The following is a 23,853-nucleotide window of genomic DNA, read 5'->3' as shown; positions in this document are numbered from 1 at the left end:
CACTGCACGCTTTTGCCCGGACGGCTTGAACACCTACCATAGAAAGCCGCCGCCGCGAGCACAAGGCGAGCGCGGCGGCGGGCCGGGAGGAATTGTCAGGAATGGAGATGAATGCGCTCACGGCGCTCACGCATCGCCGCAAGTTCCTGTTCGATATGAATTTTCCGGGCATCCTCCATCGCCGCGGCGATGGTTTCGCTGATCACACGCACACTGTCTTCAGAGATGAGCGGCGATGCCCCCTGGCACTCCGCTGCATGCAGTTTGCAAAGCGCGCTGGCGAGCAGCCGCGCATAGTCTTCCGGTTTGCGACCCATGTTCCCCACCTTTTCTGATTAGAGCCACAGAAAACCACACAATGAGGCAAAAAGCCACAGTTTTCTCACATGCTAATGGAAAAAATTGTGGGCATATCCGCGCGGCCCTCCACGCAGAAACGCCGGAAAACGAGACTGTTCAGAAATGAGGCAGGGAAAGTGCCGGGCGGGCGTCAGCGTGCGGGCGGAAACACGATGTCTGCCTGGAAACCGTCAACACGCCCGGCAATGGGCGATGTGAGAACGAGGCTGGCACGCATCTGCGCCAGCAACCGGTCCGCAATGGAAAGCCCGAGACCGGAGCCCGCGGCAAGCGTTCTGCCACGGGAAAAGCGCTTGCGCACTGCGACGAGCTCCGCCTCGCTCATGGCCGGAGCGCCGTTGCGGATGCTGACCGCGCCCGTTTCGGTGAGGAGGATCTCGATCGGCTCGTCCGCCCGCCCATGCAGCAACGCGTTTTCGACGAGGTTGCGCAGCACGATGGCGAAGGCGTCGGCCGTGCCTTCGCGCAGGGCCGGTCCTGCAAGATCGTTCCGGAAGCGGATGCGGCTGGCCTCATCCGATGCGCGCTGGAAGTCCGTGACGACGACACCGAGCACATCAACGAGGTCGAAGGTGGTCTCGCTGACGCCGATCCCCGCTTCGGCGCGGGCAAGCTGGAGCAGCTTTTCGGTGAGCTTCGTCAGCTTCTGCAGGGAAGCTTCGATCTGCTGGGCGCGCGCGCGGGTCGGGGCATCCTTCAACTCGGCCATGAGCAGCTGCGTCTGCGCCAGCGCACCGGCGATCGGCGTGCGCAGTTCATGGGCGCTGTTGGAGGTGAATTCCCGTTCCGCCGCCAGCACGGCGCGCAGCCGCGCAAGCAGGAGGTTGACGGAGCGCAGGATCGGCTGCAGCTCCTGCGGCAGATCCACCGCCGCGATTGCCGCAAGATTGCCGCCATCCTTCTCACCGATCGCCGCCCGGAGCGTCTCGACCGGCAGGAGCACGCGGCGCACGACGATCCAGACGGCCAGCACCGTGACCGGCACGATGAGCAGGACCGGCAGCAGCAGCGCCAGCGAGCCCTCGACCATGGCCTCCCGTCGCTCCTCGGCCGAATCCTGCACCTGTACGAAGATGGAGCCGTCCGCCGTCGCGGCGGTGTAGATCCGGCCCCGCTCGCCATCCCTAAAACCCACCTTCAACGGCCCGTCGAACGGCTCCGCCGAAGCGGTATGCGAATGCAGCAGCACCCGGCCCTCGCGGTCGCGCACCTGATAGGTCAGGTACTCCTCGCCGGGCTGCGACGGCGAGCGCTCGATGCGCCGGGGGACATTCAGGTCGTCGCTGCGGTTGAGGTCGTCGATGACGAGCGGCACGAGGCGCTCGGCGGTCTCCTGCAGGGAACTGTCGAAGATCTCGCCGAACTCATCCTGCATGACGAGCGCGCCGAACCCCACCGCGACGAGCCAGAGGCAGGTGGTGATCACGGTGATCCACAGCATGAGCTGGCCGGCAAGGCTCTTCGGCCGGAAGGCGCTTGCACGCGGTTCCCTGCTCTCCGTCATCGGCCAAGCCTGTAGCCGATACCGCGCAGGGTCTCGACGCAATCCTTGCCGAGCTTCTTGCGCAACCGGCTGACATAGACCTCGACCGTGTTGCTCTCGATCTCCGCCCCGAAGGCATAGAGCGCCTCCTCGATCTCCCCCTTGGAGACGACGGCGTTGGGCCGCGTGGCAAGGCGCGCCAGCACCGCCCATTCGCGGCCTGACAGATCGATCGGCGCGCCATCGCGCAGGACCCGGCGGTCGGCCAGCTCGATCGCCAGCGAGCCGGATTCCAGCACCGGCAGAGGCGACGCCGAATAGCGCCGCGCGACGGCGAGCATGCGGGCGCCGAGTTCACCGAGGTTGAACGGTTTGACGAGATAGTCATCCGCGCCGCTATTCAGGCCCTCGATGCGGTCGGAAATCTGGTCATGCGCGGTGAGGATGATGACGGGCACAGTGGCACCGGCACGGCGAAGGTTCTTCAGCAGCGAGAGGCCGCTGCCGTCGGGCAGGCGCAGGTCCAGGAGAACCAGCTCGTAGCCGACCGCCTCGGCCGCCATGCGGCCGTCCTCGAGCGTCTGCATCCAATCGACCGCATGGCCGAGCCCGGCCACATAGTCGCGCACCGCCTCGCCCAGAACGGCATCATCCTCGATCAGCAGAACCCGCAAGTGCCCGTCTCTCCGCATACCGGCAGCAGCACGCCGACAGGCCTGCACGCCACCTTCCGAATCCGGAGAATACACGGGAGAAGCCGGGCTTGCCATCGCCCATCCCGGTCAGGAAACGGCGCCGAGCCGGCAGGATGACATGAGGTCGAGCGCGGGGTCGCGCACCTTGGTTTCCACGCGCATCATGCCCAGAACGGTATGGAAGAGCTTGTCATGCGATTGCGGCTTCAGCGTTTCCGCATCGAGACAGGCTTCGGAATAGGCGGCCTTGGCATCCTTGCCGAGCCAGAGCACGAAGGGCACATGGGTCTGCTCGCCCGGCGCGATCATGTAAGGCGCACCATGCAGATAGAGGCCGAGCTCGCCGAGCGATTCGCCGTGATCGGACATGTAGAGCATGGAGACGTCGAGGCTGCCCTCCGCCTTCTGCAGCCGGTCGATCACGCCGGCAAGGACATGGTCGGTATAGGCGATGGTGTTGTCATAGGCGTTGACGATCTCCTCGCGTGTGCAATCGGAAAACTCGGCGCTGCGGCAATCCGGCTTGAAGCGGCGGTATTCCTCGGGATACCGCAGCCAATAGGACGGGCCGTGACTGCCGATCTGATGCAGCACGAGCACCGTGTCCTTCTTCACCGAGCCGATCCAGGCGTCGAGATTGTCGAGCAGCACCTGGTCCTGGCACTCGCCGCCCGAACAATAACGCGGGTTGCCGCCCGCGATCAGCGAACGTTCCTTCACGCGCGCGGCGATCTTCTTGCTGCCGGTATTGTTGTCCCACCATTCGACATCGACGCCGGCACGGGAGAGCACGTCGAGCAGGTTCTCGGTCTCCAGCCCCTTGCGGTGCGAATAGTCGGCGCGGGTGTAGACGGAGAACATGCAGGGCAGCGAGACCGCGGTCGCCGTGCCGCAGCTCGTCGTATCGCCGAAGTAGCGGATGTCCTTCGTCTTCAGCTCGGGATTGGTCTCACGTTCATAGCCGCCGAGCGAGAAATTGGCGGCACGAGCCGTCTCGCCGGCAACGACGACCATCAGCCGCGGCTTGCGCTCGGTGAAGGGACCATCGACGACGCGGGCATCCGTCCCCAGCGGAGCGGCCACCACGTTGCGATCCGCCGATTGGCCGGCGGCGAACTGCACGGCCGTGACGAGCGGCACGATGGGGTTCAGCGTCTCGAACCAGTCGTGATGCGACCGGACGGTGGCGGCATAGACGCGGGCATGGGAAAGGCCGGCGACCAGCGCGATGACCAGCGCGGGCAGGATGACCGCAAGATTGGCCCGCAGCTTCCAGAAGAAGGTGTTGTGGCGGACCTTGACCCAAATGAGGAGCGCCGAGGGCAGCACGCCATAGACCAGCATGTGCAGGACGAAACCCGGGGTGATGAGGTGCCCGGCCTCCGCGCTGTTCGTCTCGGCCGCATTGCGGATCATCTCCATGTCGATGATCACGCCATACCGATCCATGAACCAGGCGCCCGCGGCGCTTGCCAGGATGAGCAGGATGAAGATCGGCTTCATCGCATATTTCACGGAGACCGCGACACAGAGCGCAATGTAGAGGCAGGCGATGCCGACGGCGATGGAGAAGAACGTGGTCGGCCGGCCGTCGAGGTAGAGCCAGCCTTTCGACCAGAAGCTGCGGTTGGTCAAAGCGAGCAAGTAGAGCGCCGTCAGGATGCTGACGGCGATGCTGCCGAGTTGCGGCCGCCAGAAGGCGGGGAAGCCGGCCTTGCCGGTTGTTTCGCGCATCGGATGTCCTTTCGAAAGCGTCTCCGGCAGCACGCGGGCCGCCATCCCGCGCCCTCCCTGCCCCGCGAAACTGACAGCCGCCTGAACGACGCCGGCAACCGCGTTCAGCGCAGCGTCAGCTTGGCAGCGGATAAGACGCACAGTCGTGTATGAGGTGATGCGTGAAATCGAGACTGCTGCACCCGGGCATGCTGTTCGGGACAGCCCTGGTTTTCATGGTTCTGGCGATCCCCCTCGCCCAGATGCAATTTTCAAGGCCGCACGGCCAGGACGTGCGTCAGGTGCTGCTGCTGCGCGCAGGCTGAAGGAGAAACCGATTGTGCTTTGCAATCGGATTTGCGACAACATCCGCAGCTGCGGAGGTTGCCATGAAACCCGTTCTCTATGCCCATCCCTTTTCCAGCTACTGCCAGAAGGCGCTGACGGCGCTTTATGAAAACGGCACCGACTTCGACTACCGCCTGCTCGACCACACCGATCCCGATACGCTTGCCGATTTCGAGAGGCGCTGGCCGATAAAACGGTTCCCGATCCTCGTTGACGGCCACCGCACGATCCTCGAAGCGAGCATCATCATCGAATATCTCGGGCTCCATCACCCTGGCCCGGTCAAGCTCATCCCGGACGATCCGAAAGCGGCGATTGACGTGCGCATGCTCGACCGCTTCTTCGACAACTACGTCTCGACACCGCAACAGACGATCGTCTTCAACGCCATCCGGTCGGAGGACGAGCGCGATCCCTACGGCGTTGCGCAGGCGCGCGACATGCTGGAACGTGCCTATGCCTGGCTCGACACACATATGGATGGCCGGATCTGGGCTTCGGGCGACCGCTTCACGCTGGCCGACTGCGCCGCCGCCCCCTTCCTGTTCTATGCGGACTGGACACACGCCATCGACCCGGCCTTCGCCCATGTGCACGCCTATCGCCGGCGCCTGCTCGCCCGCCCCTCCTTCGCCCGCGCCGTGGACGAAGCCCGCCCCTTCCGGAAATTCTTTCCGCTCGGGGCACCCGATCGCGACTAGGGAAAATTCATGGGCTTCCGCCCAGCGGCTAGCCGGCCCGGCAATGCCGCCGCTCATCGGCCGAAGCCTCGCCCTCGATGCCGGTGATGACGAGGATCGGCAGGGTCTGGCGCCTGCCGACAATCTCGTGGTCACGGTCCTCGACATGGCCGCGCAGCACAAGCCGGCCGTAATAGAGCGCGTCCGTCTCGCGGATGCGCTGCTGGTCCACCTCGGCAAGCCCGCCGATATCGGGAGAGACACTGCGAAGCTCCTCGCCGCTGTCGACATTGCGGGCGGTCGAGGACGGGCAAGGCGCCTCCACGCAGCGAAGGCCGTTGTCGCAGACGACATAACGCCCCTCGGCGGCAGCGAGCGGAGAGGCGAACAGCGGAAAGGCAACCACCACAAGGGCACGAAGGCGCATGCATCATCCTCCCTCGGAGTTACGGCCAAAGCGCGTTACTTGCGGCCATCCCGCTCGCGGCGCATTTCGGCCAGCGCACGGATGGCATCCTGCCGCCCGGTCTCGCCCAGCGCTTCGAACAGCCGCATGGCATCCACGCGCATGCCGAGGTTCTTGTAGGCATAGGCACGCAGCACCATCAGGTCCGCCGGCTCCGCATGGTACTGGCGGCGCTGGTCCAGGAACACCAGCGTTTCGCGATAGCGCTGCGCACGAAAGCTGCTGACGGCTCGATCGCCGAGGATCGCCGTCTGCAATTCGGCAACCCGGCCCTGTTCGAGCCTGGCCTTGGTGGCAGAGACCGCGGCATCACTCGTCAGTCCGGCCCGCAGATAGGCAAGGCTCTGGCCATAGGCGGCGTCGCTGCGCGTGCGCCCCTCGCCCGCCAGCGCCGCTTCGAAGGCCTGCGCGGCCTCCAGCGGCCGGTTGACTTCCATCAGGCACCAGCCGAGCGAAAGCGCGCCTGCTGCCGAAAGACCGCTGGGATCGCGCGTGCTGCGGCAATCCACGGCGCCCTCCATCCGGCGCACCGTGCGGGCGCCGCGCTGCGGCTTCAGCGCAACCTCCTCGACCACTTCGCGCAGCGGCACCCGGCGCTCGGTGCGAGCGATCCGTGCCTGCCGGTCGCGCAGCACCGGAGCAGCCTCTTCGCTCGTGTCGCGCTCGCCAAGCAGCGCGATGCGCTCGGACCGCTCCGCCCAGGCCTGCTTGACGGCGGCAAGACCGGCGCGGTCCTCCAATCTCAGCCGTGCGACGCCAAGGCCGTAGGCGGCAGGCTCATAGTCGGCCTTCCATTTCAGCACCTGCGAAAACCATTCCTCCGCCGTTTCCGGCTGATCCATGGCGAGCGCATACCAGCCGAACTGTTCGCCGGTCTCGGGATGTTTTTCCTCCAGCGTCACCTGCGCGATGCGACCGAGCACCTTGGCATCGAGCTTCGGCGGCGGATCGAGCGCCAGCAGGTTGGCGGTGGCCGCGAGATAGGTCTGCATCGCCTGGTCGGAGGTCGTGCGCCAGGCATACATCACATCCTCCGCCTCGACGGGCATCTTGCGCGCCAGGAGGATGAGGGCGAGGCCCTGGGAAGCCGAGGCGGAATCCTCGACGGCGCGTGCCTTGCGGAAGAAGGGTTCGGCCTGCGCATTCTGATCGCGCCGCAGATGATACCAGCCGAGGAGCAGCGCGTCGGAGGCGAGCCCCTCGTCCGTCACCAGCTTTTCGACGAGCTTCAGATAGGCCGGCGCCACGGTGATCGTCGCATCCTCGTCGCCCTCGCCGACGAAGCGACGGGCAAGATCGTTGCGGATCACGTCGAATTCCTTGACGCCATCGGCGCCGGTCCGCTCACGGGCGACGAGGTCCTGCATGTCCGCATAGCCGAGCAGGGTCGAGGCCTTCTGCACGGTCGCGATACGGATCGGCCCGTCAGAGCAATTGTCGAGCATGTAGCCGTAGGCATCCTTGGCGCGCTGCACGCGCTCGGTCTTCACGAAGGCTTCGGCAACGCGCCAGAGCACATCGGCATCCGAGCAGGTGAGCAGGCTGGGTGTTTCCGCCCCAAGACGCACGACATCCTCGCTGCGCCCGGCATTGGAAGCCGCCACCAGTTCGGCACGCTTTTCCGCCACGTCGAGACGATCGACAAGATCGGCGGGCGGCGTCCATTGCGGGTCGTCCTGCTGGCGCTTGGCGATCGCCGCGCGCACGTCGGCATACCGCGACTGGGCGTAGAGCGCCCACATCGCCTCGAGCTGGCGGTCTTCGTTGACCGGCACGGCAAGCGGATTTTCCGGCGGTATCCAGGTCGGATAGAGCGTGCGCAGACGGGCGATTTCCGCATTCAGCCGGGCCGTATCGCCGCGCGCCGCGAAATAGCGCAGCGCGCTTTCGTCGACCACCGGCTTGTTCTCGACGGGCTCCACGACGGCCGTCGGCTCCGTACCGGTCCCGGCCGTCTGCCCGGCCTGCTGCGCCTGCGCGATTTCCACGCGCGACTGCTTGGTCAGGGCGGAGGACGCTTCATCCAGGCTGTTCGTGGTAACCTCGTCGGTGCCCGCGCCGAGGTGCGGCAGGCCCTTCACCAGACCGGCGGGCACGCCAAAGGATACGCCTGCGACGCTGGCTGCGCCGGCGGAGACGAGGACGAACGCCACGAGGATCGACTTCATCCCGAATTTCCTTCGGTCCATCACTGCCACCACAGCGCCAAGCATCAGTCATGACGCACGAGGGACGCTGCAACACTTCAGTCGGCCCGGACGGTCCACAGCGACACCATGCGCCATGAACGATGGGACATGTCGTTCTGTCCCCCGGATGAGCCAACCAATCGTGATAAAACCCCGATAGGGTTAACCGACGGTAAACACGCGCCCTCAGACTTCCCTACCGAAGCGGCGCAGAAGGCCGGATGTGGCAATGCCGAGCAGGATAGACAGCACGCAGAACACCACCGCATAGGCGAGGATATTGGAAGACAGCCAGTTCGCCGCGACCAGCCGCATGTTGGAGAAGGTCCAGGGCTGCGTCGCCACGAAGCGCGTTCGGCTGACCGGGCGTGTGTCGAGCGCGTCCACATCCTTGCTGTCCAGGCTGACATAGCCGTCAAGCTGCTGCCAGCGATCGTTCTCCGCGACCGCCACCATCCCTGCCTTGAGATCGGCCCCCGTCGGTGCGGAAAGCACGGTCCAGGTCGCGCTTTCATCGGGGCTGTTGCCCTGCGCCACCAGGAAGCGCGCCGTATCGCCGGGCGCCACGAGCGACTCCGCTCCCGGCAGCAGGCGAAGCGAGGAGAGCGGGATGTCGAAGGTCTCCTGCAGCCAGGCCTCGAACGCGGAAATCTGGCCGCGCCACGAACCGCCGCGCACGCGTGATTGCCATTCGTCGAAGGCTTCCTGCGTCGCGCCGTGCTGTCCGCCGCCATCGACCGGCCCGCCCCAGGCGGAGGCGCTTTCGGCTGCGATATGCGTCTGTCCGAGCACGAGCGGGGGAAGCTGCGAGATCGTGCCGACGAGGATGGCATTGCGCTCACCGATGGCGAGCGCCGAGGATTCCGGTCGCACCTGCAGCGCCCGCCCGCTCGAGACTGCCATCTTGCCGAGGAAGGTGGCACTCGTCGACAGCGTGTCCGCATCCAGGCGATCAAGGTAGAGCGCCATCGGGTCGACCTGACCGTTATAGGGGAACCCCGTGCCCGAGAGCGCGGCAAGATTGGGCAACTGCGCGACGCGGGCAAAACGCGGCATGCGGAACTCCGAGGAATCGAACAACGCAAAGCGCGGCTCGTCACTGGCGCTCGCGCCCGGGGCGCAGATCTTGTCCGCCTCCGTCAGGAGCGCGGTCTCGATGTCGATGCGGTTCGGTCCCGGCCGGAAATGCCGCATGGTGACGCGGATCGGCAGGTGGCGGAAGATACCGCCGTTGCGGTTGGTGATCGGCACGGTCGTTGCGATGTTGCCGTTCACATAGATGTCGATATGGCTGCCGGGCAGCACTTCCGGCGAATAGGCGGCATCGAGCAGCAACGTCGCCTCGCCGTAGGCATCCGCGTAGAAATCCGGGGGGATGCCGATGTCGAAGCCGGTACGATAGCGCCGGCCGCTGAACTCGCCGGTGCGCACGCCGAGCGCGGAAAAGCTGAGAGACGTCTCGCCGGACAGGAGCGGCATGTCGGTGCCGTTGCGCTGACGCACGCTGAGCGCCTCGCGCGTCACGCCGAGCGGCCGGTCGATGGGCGAGACCATGCCTTCCACGGCCCCCTCGATCGACGGCCAGTCCGGACCGCTGACGACGAAGACCTTGCGATCGCCGGCCGGCGCGTCGACGAAGGTGGCGACAGCAGAGGAGCGCGCCGTCGCCGGCACGCCCGGCAACAGCGGCGCGAGATCGCCGGCCGTGCCGACCAGCACCGTCAGCTCACCGGCACCCGCCGTCGCCGGCAGCGTGTCCGTAAGATCGAATGTCTGGTTGGGCATCTTCGCCATCAGCGCAAGGCCCTGGCTAAGTCGCATCAACGCGTTGGTGGCAACGGGCTGGCCCATTTCCGGCACGACCATGACGAACTTCGTCTGCCCCGTCGGCCCGAGGCCGATGGCGGCGATGTCGTCGGTTGTCAGCAGGCGGCCACTCGTGTCGCGCGGCACCGTCAGATAGGTGCGGGACGGGTCGAGCGACGTCCAAAGGTCATAGGTCGAGCGGATCGTGCAATCCGTCCGGTGCCGGTGCACCGCGTTGAAGGTCACCCGGTTGATGCCGGGGCGAAGCAGGCCCGCCGGCAGGTCGAAGCGCACGTCCTTGACGCCCTCCGCCGACTGGACCGGAACCTCGCCGACGACCGCATCGTTGACGATAACGCTGAGCCGCGAGATTTCCGGGGCCACCACGACGGCATTGGAGTAGCCGAGATTGATCGTCGTCGCGCTGCCCGCTTGCTGCGGGGTCAGGAAAAGCGGGAAGGAATGGCTTGCGACCTCCCCTTCCAGAAGCAGCGATTTCGCGGAAATGATGTAGCGCCGGAGACCGAGATCCGGCGTCGCGGCCTTCTTCTCCGGCTGCTTCGTTTCCCGCGCGGTGGGCGTGCTGCCCTCCACCGTGGGCGTCTTTTCGATGGTCGGACCGCGTTCGCCGGACATGTCGAAAGGAACGGACGTATCCTGCGCCAGGGCGACGGATGCGGACAGGGCGAAGGCGAGGCCGGCAAAGACGGCCTTGACGGTGAGGACGCTCACGATGTCGTCTCCCCCTTGCGAGCGCCGCCGAGGCTGCGCGCGAAATAGAGAAGCCCGCGGCTCGTTTGGTAAAGGGCGATGCCGAGGAACCAGAGGGTCCCGCGGAAGAGGCCGGGATTGTAGCGGCGCGAGACCTGGAAGTCGCTCCACTGGTTGGAATTGGCGAAGATCAGGTCGGCGACGAGCGAATGGTGCCGCGCCACTTCCGGCATGAAGCGGCAGCCGACGGCGCTCACGCTACCGAGGTTTTCGACATTGCGCACGTCGACCGGCAGGGCCTCCTCGTAGTGCGCGCCGTAAGGCGTGAAACGCAGCTGGCAGCGCGCCCCCGTCGCCAGATCCGGCTCCAGCCCGAAGACCTGCACCCGCGCGCCGTTGGCCGAGACATTTTCCAGCGTCGAGGGATATTCGCGGCCGTCGATGATGAACGTGCAGCGCCGCTTGACCGTCACACGCCGGCTCGCCGCCCGCTCGCTGCGTTCCGACACGACGCCGAGCGCGCAGCCCGCGATGATGAGGTTAAGCAGGTTCCAACCGCCGACGACGAAGGTGACGTCCGCCTTGTAGGGCTCCGAATAGAAGCGGTAGATGCTCATGAGGAAGGCGACGAACAGCACGGCGAAGATGACGAAGAACGGCCGGCTGATCTCCGAAAGCCGCGATTCGCGGATCGACTCGTCCTTTGCCGTCACCTTGAAGGTCGGCTTGGTCGGGTTGAGCATGACCGAGACGACGGCGGGCAGGAGATGCACGCTCTGCACATATTCGTAGAGCTCGGAAATCCAGGGCCAGCGGAACGAACCGTAGAGGTAGTTCTGCATCATCAGGTTCACGAGCATGTAGGCGAGCGTATAGCCGAGGAATTCGCCGCCGGAGGCCGTGAAGATTTCCAGATCGAAGAACAGGTAGAAGAGCGGCGCGAAGAGGAAGATGGTTCGCGGGAACGGGAACAGCCAGAACAGCATGGACGACATGTAGCAGAGCCGCTGCGCCAGCGAGAGCCCGCGCTTGAACAGCGGGAAACGGAATCGCAGGATCTGCATCATGCCCTGCGCCCAGCGGCTGCGCTGGCCGATGAAGCTGGCGAAGGTGGCGGGCTGCAGCCCGGCGATCAGCGGCTTGTCGACATAGACGCTGTTCCAGCCGCGCGAATGCAGCGCCAGCGCCGTCTCGCAGTCCTCGGTGATCGAGAGGCCGGAGAAGCCTCCCGCCTCGTTGAGCGCTATGCGCCGCAGCACCGCGGCCGAGCCGCAGAAGAAGGCGGCGTTCCACTTGTCGAGGCCGCGCTGGATGATGCCGTAGAACATCTCGTTCTCGCTCGGCATCGTCTCGAAGGTGCGCAGGTTCCGCTCCAGCGGATCCGGATTGAGGAAGAAGTGCGGGGTCTGGACGAGGAAGAGTTTCGGGTCGTCCGCAAAATAGCCGACGGTCTCGCGCAGGAAATCGCGGGCGGGTGCGTGGTCCGCATCGAAAACGGCGATCAGCTCGCCGGTCGAGTGCTGCATGCCGTTGTTCATGTTGCCGGCCTTGGCATGCTCGTTGCGGGCGCGGGTCAGATAGTTGACGCCGAGATCGCGGCAGAGCGTCTGAAGCTCGCGGTGGCGGGCCTCGGCCGTCTGCGCCTCGATCACCGCCGCGGCATTGCGCTTCTGCTCCGTGCCGCCATCGTCGAGCAGCCACACGGTGAGCTTGTCCGCCGGATAGTCCATCGCCTTGGCGGCGGCGAGCGTGTTGGCGAGAAGGCCGATATCCTCGTTATAACTCGGCACGAAGACGTCGACGGAGGGCAGCCTGCCCTCCTCCGCCAGCCGGCTCTTGCGCGGCGGCAGGGGCATCGCCACGACGAAGAGGCTGAGCGCCAGCATCATCACGCTGTACATTTCCGCCAGATAGAGCAGGAAGCCCGGAATGAAGTTTTCCAGCTGGTTCAGGGGCGGCAGCGTGCTTGTGGTGCGCCAGTAGACGTAGCGCAGCACCACGGCCGTGCCGAAGGCGAGCGCGATCAGCCGCCAGATGCCCTCGGCGCGCAGCACCTTGATAACCGTCATGAAGGTGACGACAGCGATGCTGGCGATAAGTTGCGTCTGCAGATTGATGGGCAGGGTGATAACGAGCATCACCAGGGCAGAGACCAGCGCCCACAGGAGAATCGTGCCGATATGTCTCATACGCCGTCCTTCGCCATCATAGCGCGCTCATTCGAGAAAACCTTACGCACCATTTTGTTAAGGAGAAATTAGGCAGCACAACCCTTCCATCAATTACAAGTTGCAGATCCTGAAGCCGACGTAACACAAACGGGCGACGGCACCACCACGGCCTCTCCCTCGGTTTCCGAGACGGCACCACCCGTTGGCGACGGCACGATGACGGTATCGCCCCTGTCGAGCGTATCCGTACGCCGCAGCACGGGCTTCCTTTCCGTCGTCTGGCGGCGGACCGCCGGCACGCGCGCCTCGCTCTCCACGACAACCTTTGCCGGCGCTTTGCGCTCCTCGATCGCAACCCGCAGCGGCTCCCCGCCGCCGATCCCGCTGTCGACAGAAGGCGGTGTGCCGTAGGGGTTCCAGGTCGCCCCGGAAAAGCCGCCGACGACGGTATAGCCGTACATCATCTCGACCAGCTCCTTCTCGCCGGCGCCGGACTGGCAGACGCGCAGGCGGATCTGGATCGAACCGTTGCTGTTGAGCTTGCTGCGATCCGTCTCGTCCGCGCGGATCTGCTGCCAGCCATAGAGGCAGCCATCGTCGCCGGCACCCCGCCCGTAGGCGTAGCCGAACGGGCCATAACCGTTGCGCACGAAATTCGACGAGATCGCGAGAGCACGGCCGGGCAGTGCCGCGCGCATCTCGCCGCGGATCGCCGAATGCTGCACCGGCTTGAAGGCGAGCGTGCCACCAGGCATCGCCACCGTCTCAGCCGGACCGAAGGCCTGGATGCTGATGAAGTTCTGGCCGGATGTCGCCGCAGAGGTGGAAAGCGCGATCTGCTGTTCGATCGCATTGGTATATTGCCGCTGGATCACGCTGACGATCGAAAGCGTGCCGGGAGCCGGCAGCACCAGAGCGCTCGACGCCGGAACGGTCGTGGAAAGGGTCGCAACACCGGGACCCGGCCGCGCTGCGCAGCCGGCGGCCAGCACTGCTGCCGCGCAGGTCGCAAGCAGGACGCTCCCCTGGAACACCCCGCCGCCACGACCGGAAAAACGAATCGCCGCCGAATCATCCATGCAGCACTCATATTTCGCCCGGACGCGAATAGGAATCCCCATTTCCCGCCACATGCCCCCGGGATCCGCTTCAAGCAGGCGGAACCTGGAGGCATCCAGACGGCAAAAAGCCCCGGCATCCGCACGATGCCGGGGCTTTCCTGTCGATTAATATCTTACTTCAGCTTGGCGCTGACAGCCTCGATGCCGGCGCGGGCGCATTCGTCGTCGATGTCGCCGCTCGGAGCGCCGCCGACGCCGATGCCGCCGATCGTCTCTTCACCAGCCTTGACCGGCACGCCGCCGGCCAGCACCAGCAGGCCCTCGATCGAAACGAGCTGGGCAGCAGCCGGGTTCTTGCCGACATTTTCGGCGATCTTCTGGGTCGGCGTGCGCATCGAGGCGGCGGTGAAAGCCTTGCGGACGGCGCTGTCGAGGGTGTGCGGGCCGGCACGATCGGCACGCAGGACGGCGCGGGTGACGCCGGCGCGATCGACGACGGCAACCGATACGTTGAATTTCTTGGCAGCGCAGGCCTTCACAGCGGCATCGGCGGCCTCAACGGCGATGTCGAGCGGCATGTTGCGCTCGGTGAGGATTTCCGCCTGGGCAGCGCCGGCAAGCGTGAGAGCGGCAAAAGCGGCAGCAACGAAGGTCTTCATGTCTATCTCCATCTGGGCCGCTCGGTCTTGCTGGCGGCGACGCCCCTCTTTTCGGAGATTTCCGGCCCGGACGGTATCGGTGAACGGACGGAGCGGGGTCCGTAGGACTACGGAGCCTGCCCGATCAGGGAAAGGCGCGCGAACTCCGCGACCGAGGTCGTGCCGAGCTTCTGGGCGATGTTGGCCCGATGCGTATCGACCGTGCGGGGCGACAGCTGCAGGGCTTCGGCGATCTCCTTTGTCGACCAGCCGCGCCCGACCATGTCCAGCACCTCGCGCTCCCGGTCGGTGAGCTGCGCCACCAGTTTTGCCGCCTCGGCCCGCTCGGCATGCACATCCAGCGCGCCGGAGGCCTGTTGCAGCGCCTCGACCAGCACCTGCTCGTCGATGGGCTTGGTGAGGAAATCGACGACCCCGGCCTTGAAGGCGCGCCGGCAGGCATGCACATCGCCATGGCCGGTGCAGATGATCGTCGGCCAGTCGCAGCCGATGGCCGCAAGCTTCTCGTGCAGTTGCAGGCCCGTGATCGCTGGCATGCGCAGGTCGAGCAGCAGAACGCCGGGCCTGAGTTTCGGCGCGCGGGCGAGAAAGGCGGTAGGATCTCCGAAGGTCTCGATGCGGATGCCGTAGGTGCCGAGCAAAAGCGAGAGTGCGCTGCGCACGCCCTCGTCGTCATCGACCAGATAGACCGGCGCCATCGTCATTCCGCTGCCTCTTCCCGTTTCTGCACGTCCTCTACCGCCGGGAGCCTTACGGTGAAGACAGCGCCGCCAGCCGCCCCGTTTTCCGCCGAAATGCTGCCGTCGAAACGCTCGACGATGCTTTCGCACAGGCTGAGCCCCAGCCCCATGCCGTCAGGCTTGCTCGAGAAGAACGGTTCGAACAGCCGGGGCTGGATATCCGGCGCGATGCCGATGCCGTTGTCGAAGACGCGGATCGCGTAACCCGCCGCCTCCGGCGTGAGTGCCACACGCACCCGTCCGTCCGACCGCCCTGCCTCGCCCACCGCATCGGCCGCGTTGCGGATGAGGTTGTGGATGACCTGCTCGATCTCCACCGGATCGACCCGCGCCAGCGCCGGGGCTTCCGGCAGATCGACATCGAGCGCGATGCCGCGCCGGTCGAGGTCGATGCGCGACAGGGCAACGATATCGGCGACGTGGCGGGAAAGGTCGTGCAGGCCGGCCTCCAATGCGCTCTTGCCGACATAGGCGCGCAAGCGCACCAGAATATCGGCCGCACGCTTGGCCTGCAGCACATTGGCGGCAAGCACGCTGTCGATTGGCGTATCCGCGAGACCGGCGGCGGCGGCAATGCGCCGGCCTGCCTGGCTCTGGCTGAGCAGCGCCGTCAGCGGCTGGGTCAATTCATGGGCAATGCCCGAGGCCATTTCGCCCATGCTGTTGATGCGCAGGGCATGGGCGAGCTTCGTCTCGTGCTGGCGCAGCGCTTCGCGCCGCGCAGCCGCCTCCACCGCCTCCCGTGCCAGCGCCGCCTCCTGCCGGTGGCGCAAAAGCGAGCGCACGAGCACGAGCCCGGCAAGCGAGAGGACAGCGAAGAGCGCGAGCGGCAGCGGCGGAAGCAGCGCCGCCAGCGTGACATGCCGCTGCAGCGAAAGCCTGAGGGGCTGCGTGGCACTGGCGATCGGCGCCTCGAAACGGATGGTGCGAGCCAGGAAACCCGAATCCGCGGGCTGCGCCACCCCCGTCTCCAGCACCGTGCCCTCGCCCATCGCCAGCCGGAGCGTGGCCCAGCGCGGCAGCTCCTCGCCCTCGACGAGCTTTGCCCCGTCGATATCGAGGCTGACGGCCATGGTGTCGTTCATGCGCTTCATCAGGCGATAGTGGCCGGGCCGCGCATCCGCACCGAAGGCAGCCTTCCCGGGGGTAAGCGCCTCCACGGCCTGCGAAACCGCTTCCGGACTTGCCGTCGCGCCATCGGCGGATGTCGCCGAACTCACGATGCCCGCCCCCTCACCCGCCCTCAGATCGACGAGGTCGATCGCGACGATGCGCGGATAAAAGCGCAGGATGGATTTTGCGACGAGATCGAAATCCTCCGACGGCTGCGCCTGCGCAAGCCCGAGGGCACTGAGGCTCGTCAGGTGTGCGTCGTGCTGCGCGACGCGCTGTGAGATCACCCTTTGCAGCGTGCGGCCGCTCTCGGAGACTTCAAGTTCCAGCGCCTGCCGGTGGCTCCAAGCCGAATAGAGGCCGAAGGCGGCAAGCAACAGCAACCAGCCGCCGGCAAGGGCGGCCGAGGAACGAAGAAAGGTCAGGCGTGCACGCATCCGGAATGAAGCCGCGTCAGGGATCGGGAAGACCATCATAGGGCCTCCCCGGTGCCTTGGCGATCCGCAGCACCACGGATATCGGCCTGGAACCTGCCGGCGATCCGGGCCCGGCTTGCGTCAGGACAGGACCGGCAGCGACAGCGGCGCAAGCACCGCGGCGGGCCGGCCATGCGAATCGTTCGCCTGGAGGCGACGCACCGCAAAATCCTGTACCGCCTGCAGTTCCGCCAGCGCTCCGTCGTAATCCACCAGTGTCGGGCGGTCGTCCCGCATGACGCAGGTGCCATCGACATAGACGCCGACGACGGCGCGCTCGGCGGCGCAGTGCAGGAGGTTGCGCAGGGGGTCGTAGAGCGGCTGCATGCCGGGATGCTTGAGGTCCACAAGCGAAAAATCCGCCTTCGCGCCACGGGCGATGCGGCCGATATCGCTGCGTCCCAGGGCCTTGGCGCCCGACAGCGTGGCCGCCTCGAAGACCGCGGCCGTATCGACGTCGAACACCGAGCCGCCGGCGATGCGGGCGCAGATCATCGCCATGCGCATCTCTTCCAGCATGTTGAACGGATAGCTGTCCGTGCCGATCGCCACGTTGACGCCCGCCTGCCGGTAGCGGCCGAGCGACTGCAGCACCATGCCGCTGCGCGAGAAGGTGACCGGGCAATGGGCGACGCTCGTCCTGCTGGAAGCGAGCCGCTCAAGATCCGCCGCCGTGCGCTGGCGCGTCCAGTCATGGCTGTCGACGAAGATGCAATGCCCGAGGATGAGGTCCGGCCCGAGAAGGTCGAGGCTTTCGAGATAGGCGACGGCGGTGAGGCCGTGGCGGCGCATCAGTTCCTCGTGCTCGGCCATGGTCTGCGCGGCATGGATGGTGATCGGCACGCCGCGGCTGCGCGCTGCCTCCGCAGCCTCCTGCAGCAATGCCGCAGAGCAGGTCTCGACCTGTGCCGGGGCGACGATGCCGCCGAGCCGGCCCGAGGGATGCGCGCGGGCAGCATCGACCGTCTCCAGCGCCCGGGCGAAGGCCTCCCTGCCCCGCGCGCCGTCCCAGCGGAAATCCAGCCTGTGGCTGTCCTCGACATGCCAGGCCGCCTCGCGGAACCCCGGCGCGACATAGGCGCGCGCACCGCTCTTGGCCAATGTCGGCAGCCAGCAGGCATGCGGGCCGGCAATGTCGACGAAGGTGGTGACGCCGCTGCGCAGTAGATCGCCGAGCATGACGGTGAGCGCCGCCTCGACCGCGTCGTCGCCAATCTCGATCAACGTCGAATATTCGTACATCGCCTGCCCCCAGAGGGCCGCCGTGCCGGCGTCCTCGAACAGGCTTTTCGAGACTGGTTCCTCGCCGGAATGGCAGTGCACGTTGACGAGGCCCGGCATGACCATGCGGTCGCGGCCGGAAATCTCCTCCGCAAACGGGCCTTCGTAGCGCCCGCCGACATGAACGAAGCCGGCCGCGTCGAAGGCGACGTCCGCATCGTGAAGATAGGCATGGCCGCCGCACGCCGCATCGTATGCGATAACGGTATGGGCGTTGCGGATGACGGTGACGGTATCAGGCATGGGTCGTCCGGAAATGCTTTTCGAGGAAACGGCTATAGGCGCCCATCAGGGCACTGAAGGTGAAGTAGACGGCGGCAGCGACGAGATAGCCTTCGAGCACGGCAATGCCCTGCCATTCCGGATCGCGGATGGCCGAGCGCACCGTATCGAGAAAGTCGACGAGGCCGACGATGGTGACGAGCGTCGTATCCTGGAAGAAGCCGATGAACAGGCTCACCATCGGCGGAATGACCTTCTTGAGCGCCTGCGGCAGCACGATCTTGCGCATGACCTGCCAGTAGTGCAGCCCGAGCGAGGATCCGGCCTCGTATTGCCCCGCGGGCACATCCTGCAGGCCGCCGCGCACGATCTCGGCGATATAGGCGGAGGCGAAGAGGATGATCGCCACCTGCGCGCGCAGCAGTTTGTCGATGGTGACGCCCTCGGGCATGAACAGCGGCAGCATGACCGTCGCCATGAAGAGGATGCTGATCAGCGGCACGCCGCGCACGATCTCGATGAAGCCCACGGCGAGAATGCGGATCGCCGGCAGGTTGGAGGCACGCGCCAGCGCCAGCACGATGCCGAGCGGCATGGCGAGCGTCAGCCCGACGAAGGAGAGCATGAAGGAGAGCGGCAGGCCGCCCCAGCTCGTCGTCGCGACGGGCGTCAGACCGAAAATGCCGCCTGCCATCAGGATGTAGAGCACCGGCAGGACGACGAGGATCCAGGCAAGAAGCAGACCCCGGCTCCAGAAGCGTGGCATCATGGAAAAGAGGAAGGCGCCGAAGAGCAGCGCTAGCGCCAGCATCGGCCGCCACTGTTCGTCATAGGGATAGAAGCCGAACAGCATGTAGCGCAGTTTCTGCGCGACGAACGGCCAGCAGGCGCCGCTTGCCGCCTTGCAGGTCTCGCCACCGCCGGAAAACACCGCATCGGCCACCAGCCAGCCGAAGGCGAGCTTGGCGACGAAGAAGATGGCGGCAATGGACAAGATACTGACGAGCGTGTTGCCGGGCGTGCCGAAATAAGCGGAGAACCTGCCGAGGCGCGGGGCGCTCGGCGCCGGCTGCGGCGGCGCGAGGACAAGGGTCTGGACGTCGGCCATATCAACGCTCCTTCAGCGCGACATGCGCATTGTACCAGTTCATCACGAGCGAAATGGTGATCGAGAGGGCAAGGTAGACGCCCATGAAGATCGCAATCGTCTCTATCGCCTGGCCCGTCTGGTTCATCACCGTGTTGGAGACCATGACAAGGTCCGGATAGCCGATGGCGATGGCGAGCGAGCTGTTCTTGAAGACGGTAAGGTAGGTGTTGGTGAGCGGCGGGATGATGATGCGTAGCGCCTGCGGCAGCACGACGAGCCGCATGGTCTTGCCACGCGCAAGGCCGAGCGCGGCGGCCGCCTCCCACTGCCCCTTGTCGACCGCCTGGATGCCGGCACGCACGATCTCCGCGACAGTGGCCGAGACGCTGAGCGCAAGGCCGAAGAGCAGCGCCACGAATTCCGGCCGGACATGCAACCCGCCCGTCAGGCGGAACTTTCCGGCCGTGGGGAAATCCCAGTCGATGCTGAAGCCGCCGGAAAGCCAGAGCAGCAGGGCCGGCAGCACGAAGGCAGCCGTGGCGATGAGCCCACCGTGGTTCGAGCGGCCGGTCGCAACGCGCTTCTGCGTGGAGACCCGGCGAATGACGAATGCCGCCACCGCGCCGCCGAAGAGACAGGCGAGAAGCGCCGCACCGCCGCTTTCGATGAGGGCCGCCGGCACGACGAGGCCGCTGTTGGAGAGATAGACGCCCGGCAGGAGGTTCAGCGCCTGCTTGACCGGCGGCAGGATGAGGATGATCAGCGAATACCAGAGGAAGAGATAGAGCAGCAGCGGCACATTGCGCAGAAGCTCGACATAGACGAGCGCAAGGCGCGCCAGCAGCGGATTGCGCGACATGCGCGCAATGCCCACGGCAAGGCCGATGAGCGTGCCGAAGATGGCGGCCAGCAGCGACACCTTCACGGTGTTGGCGATGCCGACGAGGATGGCCCGTCCGACCGTATCGGTCGCCTCGAAGGCAATGGCGGATTCGGTGATGACGAAGCCGGCGGGCCGGTTCAGGAAATCGAAGCCGGTCGCGATGTTCTGTTTGGCGAGATTGCCGCTCGCGGTGGAAAACATCGTCCAGCCGACGAGGATCACGGCGCAGATCGCGACGACCTGGTAAAAGTAGGCGCGAAAGCGCATGTCATGCAGGAAAGCCATGTATCCCCACCGCAAAAGACCAAAAGGGGATGGGCGCGCGCACCGCCATGCGCGCGCCCGGACGATCGCTCGGAAGCGATCAGCGGATCGGCGGCGAGTAGATCATGCCGCCGGCGTTCCACAGCGCGTTGGGGCCACGCGTCAGGCCGAGCTTGGTGCCCTCACCGAGATTGCGCTCGAACACTTCGCCATAGTTGCCGACGCTCTTGATGATGTTGTAGCCCCACTTGTTGTCAAGGCCGAGCATCTTGCCTAGCTCTTCCGTGGCGCCGAGCATGCGCTGCACGTCCGGATCCTCGCTCTTCAGCTTCTCGTCGACATTCGCCTGGGTGATGCCCTTCTCCTCGGCGGCCATCAGCAGCCAGACCGACCAGGAAACGATGTCACCCCAGTTGGAATCGTTCTGGCGGAAGGCCGGCGCCAGCGGCTCCTTGGAGATGGTCTCCGGCAGAACGATATAGTCGTCCGGATTGTTGGCGACGGCGCGGATCGAGGCAAGGTCGGACCGGTCGGAGGTGATCGCCTCGCAACGGCCGGAATAGAAGGCCGCGCGATTCTCGTCCGGGCTTTCGAAGACGACGAGCTCGAACTTGCCGTTGATCGCGCGGAAGAAGTCGGAGATGTTCTGCGCCGTCGTGGTGCCCGGCAGGGTGCAGATCGCAGCTTCCGTCAGCTCCTTGGCGCTGGAAACGCCGAGCGACTTGGCCACCATCAGGCCCTGGCCGTCGTAAAAGACCGTCGGGCCGAAATCGAGGCCGAGCGAGGCATCGCGCGAGAAGGTGTGGGTCGTCTGGCGCGACAGGACGTCGATCTCGCCGGACTGCAGCGCCTGGAAGCGCGTGTTGATGTTGGTCGGAACGAAATCGACCTTGTCGCCGTCGCCGAAGACCGCGGCGGCGATCGACCGGCAGATATCGGCATCGAAGCCCTGCATGCGGCCCTTGTCGTCGGGCGCCGCAAAACCCGGCGTTGCCAGCGAGACGCCGCAGACCAGCTTGCCGCGCGCCTTGACGGTTTCGAGCGTGCCGGCTGCCGAGGCCTGACCGGCCATCGTGAGCCCGAGCGCGGCCGCGCAGATCGAAAGAAGTGCCTGCTTCATGCTTCCCCTCCCATTGGGTGTTGTTGGATAGAGCCGACGCACCGCCCTCCAGCGACACCGCTCCATCGCGATCTCTTAGATCGCAATTATTGTGTACAATGCAAAAAGCGCATCATCAACAGTTCCAGATATGGAATGTCGACAATCCCACAAAATCAGCCATGTACAATGAGCATGAAGCCATGTATATTAGACATTAACTGTTATTCTGCACACCTTCGAAGGCGCAACTGATGCGCTGGAAGGTTTATGCATATTGATAAATTTATCAGGCCATACAGTTTCCCGGATATTTGATTATACAATTGTCGTCGGACAGCCGAGGTGAGGTTTCCGGCCAGAATTTCTCCCAGGCGACGAGGCTGGAACGCGAATGCTCCGGCCTCGTCGCTGTCCCGCCCTTGGCATCGCAAATGCGCGGCCTTCCGTCGCGCAGGCGTGGCGGGACATCTGCCACGACTATCGGCAACCGCACGCGGCGGGTTTTCACCGGCATGGCACAGGCCCGTCCGCTGGCTGCAAAGCACCCGAATTTTTCCCGTATGCCTGCGGGAACAATCGGCACGGTTACCGGTTGAGGTCATGCCCTTGACAATGAGGCGTGATGCTCGATGCCGGACCAGTCCAAGCTCTTTCCCGACCACCGAAGGCTGTCGGGAGAACGCTACACGATAGAAACCTTTCGCACGGCCTACGATCTGCCGGCGCAAGAGGCCAAGCGCCTCTACGACAAGTTCGGCCCGTCCAAGCGGGAGCTGGACCTGTTGATGCGCGCCCGCCAGAACCCGGCGCAATTCCTGAATTTCTAAGGAGACGGACATGACGAGCCCGAAAGCACAAGGCGACCCGAAGCGCCCCTCCCCCGACGAACACAAGCCCCGGAACGATGTCGAGCCCGGCGATACCACCGCCGAGCCCGAGACCGAAGCCGAGAAGACCAGGCGCGAACAGGCGACGAAACCGGCGCTGATGCCGATCGGCGATCCCGCAGGCGCGGCCTGAAGACCGCTGCCTTCTCTCCAGAAACCCCGCCGCCCGAATGGACGGCGGGTCGATTGTTCGCGGTTATGCCGCCGCCAGCGCCTCGCGCGCCTTCGGCACCGGTCGGAAGGTCATGGCGATCAGGAAAGCGCCGAGGCCGATGCCCCACGAGCCGACATAGAGCCAGGTATAGCTGGCGAAGGTGTCGTAGATCAGCCCGCCCGCCACCGGCCCCAGCGCCATGCCGAGGCTGCCGGCCATGGCCGTTCCGCCGATGACGGTGCCCATCATGCGCAGCGGGAAGTTTTCCCGGGCGATCACCGCATAGAGCGGCATGACGCCGGCATAGATGAAGCCGAACAGGCCCGCCACGACATAGAAGGAGGCCAGCCCGCCGGTAAAGACATAGGCGAGCGCCCCGAAGGCCTGCGCGAAGAGGCCGAGCACCAGGATATGCTTGGCGCCGAACCGGTCGCCGAGCAGGCCGAAGGCGACCCGGCCGCCCATGCCGGCAAGGCCTTCGATGCTGTAGATCGAGACGGCGGCGATCATCGGAATGCCGCAGGTGATGGCATAGCTCACCGTGTGGAAGATCGGCCCGGAATGGGTGGCGCAGCAGAAGAAGTTCGTCAGGCACAGGATGATGAACTGCGGTGTCTTCAGGACATCGCGCGTTGTCATGCCGGCCTGCGGCTCGTCGGCCGCCGCAAGCTCATCGCCGCCCGCCTCCAGCCCCGGCGCACGCCGCACCAGAAGGGCGGCCGAGATCATCACGACGGCGACGAGAAGCGCGATGATCTGCATCGAGGCGCGCCAGTCGTTGAAGGTGACCAGCCAGGCGGCAAAGGGCGACATGGTCATCGGCGCCATGCCCATGCCGGCCGAGACGAGCGAGACAGCAAGGCTCCTGTGCGTGTCGAACCAGCCGGTGACGCAGGCCATCATCGGCGCGAAGACGGCAGCGACCGCCACACCGACGACCAGCCCGAAGACGAACTGGAAGGCGAGAAGCGAGGTGGCGACGCTCGCAGCCATCAGGCTTGCCGCCAGAAGCACCGAGCCCGCCAGCACGACGGGCCGCGGCCCCCAGCGATCCGAAAGGCTGCCCCAAAACATGCTCGCGAAGGCCATGGCGAGAAAGCCGATGGTCATGGCGGTGGAAATGCCGGTCACCGACCAGCCGGTGTCCTTGGCGATCGGCAGCAGGAAGACCGGCAGCGAGAACATCGCGCCGATGGCGATACAGCCGAGAAGGCCGCCTGCGGCGACGATCACCCAGCGATAATGCGTATGGATCATTGTCATCTCCTCTGCGGCCGCCAGCTTCTGGCCGGGGCCGCG

21 protein-coding genes are annotated in these 23,853 nt (G+C 65.6%); 4 read left to right on the top strand and 17 right to left on the bottom strand.

Annotated features, from left to right (window positions below):
- Positions 1-95: 95 nt before the first annotated feature.
- The 4 genes from AKG11_RS15110 to AKG11_RS15095 all read right to left on the bottom strand — a co-directional run bounded on the left by AKG11_RS15110 (position 96) and on the right by AKG11_RS15095 (position 4,272).
- On the bottom strand, positions 96-317 hold the full coding sequence (locus AKG11_RS15110; protein ID WP_024270484.1) for a hypothetical protein: 222 nt from the start codon (positions 315-317) through the stop codon (positions 96-98).
- Positions 318-490: 173 nt separating this feature from the next.
- Positions 491-1,864: a sensor histidine kinase gene (locus AKG11_RS15105; RefSeq protein WP_050744467.1), complete on the bottom strand. Its 1,374-nt coding sequence runs from the start codon at positions 1,862-1,864 to the stop codon at positions 491-493.
- Positions 1,861-2,517, bottom strand: a complete 657-nt coding sequence (locus tag AKG11_RS15100) for a response regulator transcription factor (protein ID WP_050744466.1) — start codon at positions 2,515-2,517, stop codon at positions 1,861-1,863. Before AKG11_RS15100 ends, AKG11_RS15105 begins: the two co-directional genes overlap by 4 nt.
- Before the next feature lie 108 nt (positions 2,518-2,625).
- The gene (locus tag AKG11_RS15095) at positions 2,626-4,272 is read right to left on the bottom strand and encodes a phosphoethanolamine transferase (protein WP_050744597.1); all 1,647 of its coding nucleotides are present in this window, start codon (positions 4,270-4,272) and stop codon (positions 2,626-2,628) included.
- A gap of 161 nt (positions 4,273-4,433) precedes the next feature.
- On the opposite strand from AKG11_RS15095, the gene AKG11_RS34570 reads away from it, so the two are divergent.
- Together AKG11_RS34570 and AKG11_RS15090 are read left to right on the top strand one after the other, a co-directional pair.
- Entirely contained in the window at positions 4,434-4,577 is a 144-nt protein-coding gene (locus tag AKG11_RS34570) for a hypothetical protein (protein ID WP_156334102.1), read from the top strand.
- A gap of 63 nt (positions 4,578-4,640) precedes the next feature.
- The gene (locus AKG11_RS15090; RefSeq protein WP_050744465.1) at positions 4,641-5,300 is read left to right on the top strand and encodes a glutathione S-transferase family protein; all 660 of its coding nucleotides are present in this window, start codon (positions 4,641-4,643) and stop codon (positions 5,298-5,300) included.
- A 28-nt stretch (positions 5,301-5,328) separates the two neighbouring features.
- On the opposite strand, the gene AKG11_RS15085 is transcribed toward AKG11_RS15090, so the two are convergent.
- The 12 genes from AKG11_RS15085 to AKG11_RS15030 all read right to left on the bottom strand — a co-directional run bounded on the left by AKG11_RS15085 (position 5,329) and on the right by AKG11_RS15030 (position 21,531).
- Positions 5,329-5,706 carry a hypothetical protein gene (locus AKG11_RS15085; protein WP_050744464.1) on the bottom strand — a complete coding sequence of 126 codons (378 nt, stop codon included), beginning with the start codon at positions 5,704-5,706 and terminating at the stop codon, positions 5,329-5,331.
- Positions 5,707-5,741: 35 nt separating this feature from the next.
- Positions 5,742-7,913 carry a hypothetical protein gene (locus AKG11_RS15080; protein ID WP_023513318.1) on the bottom strand — a complete coding sequence of 724 codons (2,172 nt, stop codon included), beginning with the start codon at positions 7,911-7,913 and terminating at the stop codon, positions 5,742-5,744.
- 207 nt (positions 7,914-8,120) lie between these two features.
- Entirely contained in the window at positions 8,121-10,472 is a 2,352-nt protein-coding gene (locus tag AKG11_RS15075) for a cellulose biosynthesis cyclic di-GMP-binding regulatory protein BcsB (protein ID WP_050744463.1), read from the bottom strand.
- Positions 10,469-12,640, bottom strand: coding sequence for a UDP-forming cellulose synthase catalytic subunit (gene bcsA, locus AKG11_RS15070; RefSeq protein WP_050744462.1), 2,172 nt, complete (start codon positions 12,638-12,640; stop codon positions 10,469-10,471). The genes AKG11_RS15075 and bcsA overlap by 4 nt, the downstream gene beginning before the upstream one ends.
- Positions 12,641-12,729: 89 nt before the next feature.
- Positions 12,730-13,701, bottom strand: coding sequence for a cellulose biosynthesis protein BcsN (bcsN, locus tag AKG11_RS15065; protein ID WP_050744461.1), 972 nt, complete (start codon positions 13,699-13,701; stop codon positions 12,730-12,732).
- 155 nt (positions 13,702-13,856) lie between these two features.
- Positions 13,857-14,342, bottom strand: a complete 486-nt coding sequence (locus AKG11_RS15060) for a GlcG/HbpS family heme-binding protein (RefSeq protein WP_023514348.1) — start codon at positions 14,340-14,342, stop codon at positions 13,857-13,859.
- 107 nt (positions 14,343-14,449) lie between these two features.
- Complete coding sequence (locus AKG11_RS15055) at positions 14,450-15,046, bottom strand: response regulator transcription factor (RefSeq protein WP_050744460.1); 597 nt, start codon at positions 15,044-15,046, stop codon at positions 14,450-14,452.
- Positions 15,043-16,671 (bottom strand): sensor histidine kinase, encoded by a 1,629-nt coding sequence (locus tag AKG11_RS15050; RefSeq protein ID WP_050744459.1) that lies wholly within the window; start codon positions 16,669-16,671, stop codon positions 15,043-15,045. Before AKG11_RS15050 ends, AKG11_RS15055 begins: the two co-directional genes overlap by 4 nt.
- Before the next feature lie 81 nt (positions 16,672-16,752).
- The gene (locus AKG11_RS15045) at positions 16,753-18,195 is read right to left on the bottom strand and encodes an amidohydrolase family protein (protein WP_050744458.1); all 1,443 of its coding nucleotides are present in this window, start codon (positions 18,193-18,195) and stop codon (positions 16,753-16,755) included.
- Positions 18,188-19,282, bottom strand: coding sequence for an amino acid ABC transporter permease (locus AKG11_RS15040; protein ID WP_050744457.1), 1,095 nt, complete (start codon positions 19,280-19,282; stop codon positions 18,188-18,190). The genes AKG11_RS15045 and AKG11_RS15040 overlap by 8 nt, the downstream gene beginning before the upstream one ends.
- 1 nt (position 19,283) lies before the next feature.
- The gene (locus tag AKG11_RS15035) at positions 19,284-20,432 is read right to left on the bottom strand and encodes an amino acid ABC transporter permease (RefSeq protein ID WP_050744456.1); all 1,149 of its coding nucleotides are present in this window, start codon (positions 20,430-20,432) and stop codon (positions 19,284-19,286) included.
- Between the two features lie 79 nt (positions 20,433-20,511).
- Positions 20,512-21,531 carry an amino acid ABC transporter substrate-binding protein gene (locus AKG11_RS15030; RefSeq protein ID WP_023517072.1) on the bottom strand — a complete coding sequence of 340 codons (1,020 nt, stop codon included), beginning with the start codon at positions 21,529-21,531 and terminating at the stop codon, positions 20,512-20,514.
- 611 nt (positions 21,532-22,142) lie between these two features.
- Between AKG11_RS15030 and AKG11_RS15025 the strand changes: the two genes are divergently transcribed.
- Together AKG11_RS15025 and AKG11_RS15020 are read left to right on the top strand one after the other, a co-directional pair.
- Entirely contained in the window at positions 22,143-22,340 is a 198-nt protein-coding gene (locus tag AKG11_RS15025; RefSeq protein WP_023516174.1) for a hypothetical protein, read from the top strand.
- Positions 22,341-22,350: 10 nt separating this feature from the next.
- Positions 22,351-22,533, top strand: coding sequence for a hypothetical protein (locus AKG11_RS15020; RefSeq protein ID WP_023516175.1), 183 nt, complete (start codon positions 22,351-22,353; stop codon positions 22,531-22,533).
- Positions 22,534-22,596: 63 nt separating this feature from the next.
- Here AKG11_RS15020 and AKG11_RS15015 read toward each other — a convergent pair whose 3' ends face one another.
- On the bottom strand, positions 22,597-23,811 hold the full coding sequence (locus AKG11_RS15015; RefSeq protein WP_050744455.1) for an MFS transporter: 1,215 nt from the start codon (positions 23,809-23,811) through the stop codon (positions 22,597-22,599).
- Positions 23,812-23,853: the final 42 nt, after the last annotated feature.

It is taken from the genome of Shinella sp. SUS2 (assembly GCF_001262505.1).
GTDB lineage: Bacteria > Pseudomonadota > Alphaproteobacteria > Rhizobiales > Rhizobiaceae > Shinella.
This window is presented reverse-complemented; position numbering and strand designations above follow the sequence as displayed.